The sequence below is a fragment of the Streptomyces sp. NPDC054841 genome, assembly GCF_053611045.1.
This window is the reverse complement of sequence record NZ_JBSGZO010000800.1, coordinates 1-2127: the sequence shown is the minus strand read 5'-3', so window position 1 is coordinate 2127 and position 2127 is coordinate 1. Positions and strand designations below refer to the sequence as shown.

At 70.9% G+C, this 2127-nt stretch carries 1 protein-coding gene and 1 pseudogene; both read left to right on the top strand.

The window, feature by feature from the left end:
* A pseudogene (locus tag ACWGI8_RS43345) lies at positions 1-262 on the top strand (hypothetical protein); the annotation flags it as partial.
* Between the two features lie 309 nt (positions 263-571).
* Positions 572-2127 (top strand): DEAD/DEAH box helicase (locus ACWGI8_RS43340; RefSeq protein WP_453669021.1); only part of this gene is annotated, 1556 nt, incomplete at its 3' end.

Below are 2127 nucleotides of genomic sequence, written 5' to 3'. Positions count from 1 at the left end.
GCCGCCGGCCGAGCCGCAGCAGCCCACCCCTCCGCCGGGCGACCCGACGCCGCCCGTGGACCCCACGCCGCCGGGCGAGTCGACGCCTCCCGTGGAGCCGACGCCGCCGAGTCCCGACCCGGACCCCTCCGAGGAGCCGACCGACCCGCCGTCCGCGTCGCCGGCGGCCGACACGCAGATGGGCGCGATGCGGGAGGCCGAGGACGACGGGGAGGAGATGTGGGCGGAGCCGGAGGCGTCGCCGCAGATGAGCCCGGCGTGATCGGCACATGATCAGCACGTGATCGGCCACGTGATCGGCACGTGATCAGCAGCAGGGGTGCACACGGGTGAGTGTCACAGGTGAGTGTCACGGGTGGGTGTGACGAGCGCCGCAGTGAGGCGGTTTGCCTTCGGTGGGTCGGGGTGCGTATGGTGGTAGATCGTTTGATCCCATTGCCCGGCGCCGACACAGAAGCGCGCCGCGTGGCGCGTACTCTCCCTAGCCGTGGCTGACCGCATTGAGGCGGTCGAATTGCGAATTCACGGAGTTTGGGCGCGTGCCGAGACTCCGGAAGGTTTCGCATTTCGCATGTCCATTTCCAGTTCTGATCGTGCCGTCCTGCCCGAGAACGACGAGATCGTCGAGGTCGTCGAGGTCCTCGACGTCGTCGAGAACGCAGAGCTCGTCGAGGCCGTCATCGAGGCGGTCGAGACCGACGCCATCGACGACACGGCCGCCGGGGCCGAGGCTTCCGCGGCTCCCGTCGCCCCCGAGGTGACCTTCGCCGACCTCGGCCTCCCCGAGGGCGTCGTCCGCAAGCTCGCCCAGAACGGTGTCACCGTCCCGTTCCCGATCCAGGCCGCGACCATCCCGGACGCCCTGGCCGGCAAGGACATCCTCGGCCGTGGCCGTACCGGCTCCGGCAAGACCCTCTCCTTCGGTCTGCCGACCCTGGCCACGCTGGCCGGCGGCCACACCGAGAAGAAGAAGCCCCGCGCCGTCATCCTCACCCCGACCCGTGAGCTCGCGATGCAGGTCGCGGACGCGCTCCAGCCGTACGGCGACGTCCTCGGTCTGAAGATCAAGGTCGTCTGCGGCGGTACGTCCATGGGCAACCAGATCTACGCGCTCGAGCGCGGCGTCGACATCCTCGTCGCCACCCCGGGCCGACTGCGCGACATCATCAACCGCGGCGCCTGCTCCCTCGAGAACGTCCAGGTCGCGGTCCTCGACGAGGCCGACCAGATGTCCGACCTGGGCTTCCTGCCCGAGGTCACGGAGCTGCTCGACCAGGTGCCCGAGGGCGGCCAGCGCATGCTCTTCTCCGCCACCATGGAGAACGAGATCGGCACGCTGGTCAAGCGCTACCTGAACAACCCGGTCAGCCACGAGGTCGACAGCGCCCAGGGCAACGTCACGACCATGACGCACCACGTCCTCGTCGTGAAGCCGAAGGACAAGGCGCCGGTCACGGCCGCGATCGCCGCGCGCAAGGGCCGCACGATCATCTTCGTCCGTACGCAGCTGGGCGCCGACCGTATCGCCGAGCAGCTCGTCGAGGCGGGCGTGAAGGCCGACGCGCTGCACGGCGGCATGACGCAGGGTGCCCGTACCCGCGTCCTCGCCGACTTCAAGGACGGCTACGTCAACGCGCTCGTCGCGACCGACGTCGCCGCCCGCGGTATCCACGTCGACGGCATCGACCTGGTCCTGAACGTGGACCCGGCCGGTGACCACAAGGACTACCTGCACCGTTCCGGCCGTACCGCCCGCGCGGGCCAGTCCGGCACGGTCGTCTCGCTGGCGCTTCCGCACCAGCGCCGCCAGATCTTCCGTCTGATGGAGGACGCGGGCGTCGACGCCTCGCGCCACATCGTCGGTGGTGCCGGCGCGTTCGACCCGGAGGTCGCCGAGATCACCGGCGCCCGTTCGCTGACCGAGGTCCAGGCCGACTCCGCGAACAACGCCGCCAAGCAGGCCGAGCGCGAGGTCGCCCAGCTCACCAAGGAGCTGGAGCGCGTCCAGCGCCGTGCCGCCGAGCTCCGCGAGGAGGCCGACCGCCTGGTCGCCCGCGCGGCGCGCGAGCGGGGCGAGGACCCGGAGGCCGCGGTCGCCGAGGTGACGGAGGCGGCCGAGGCCGAGGT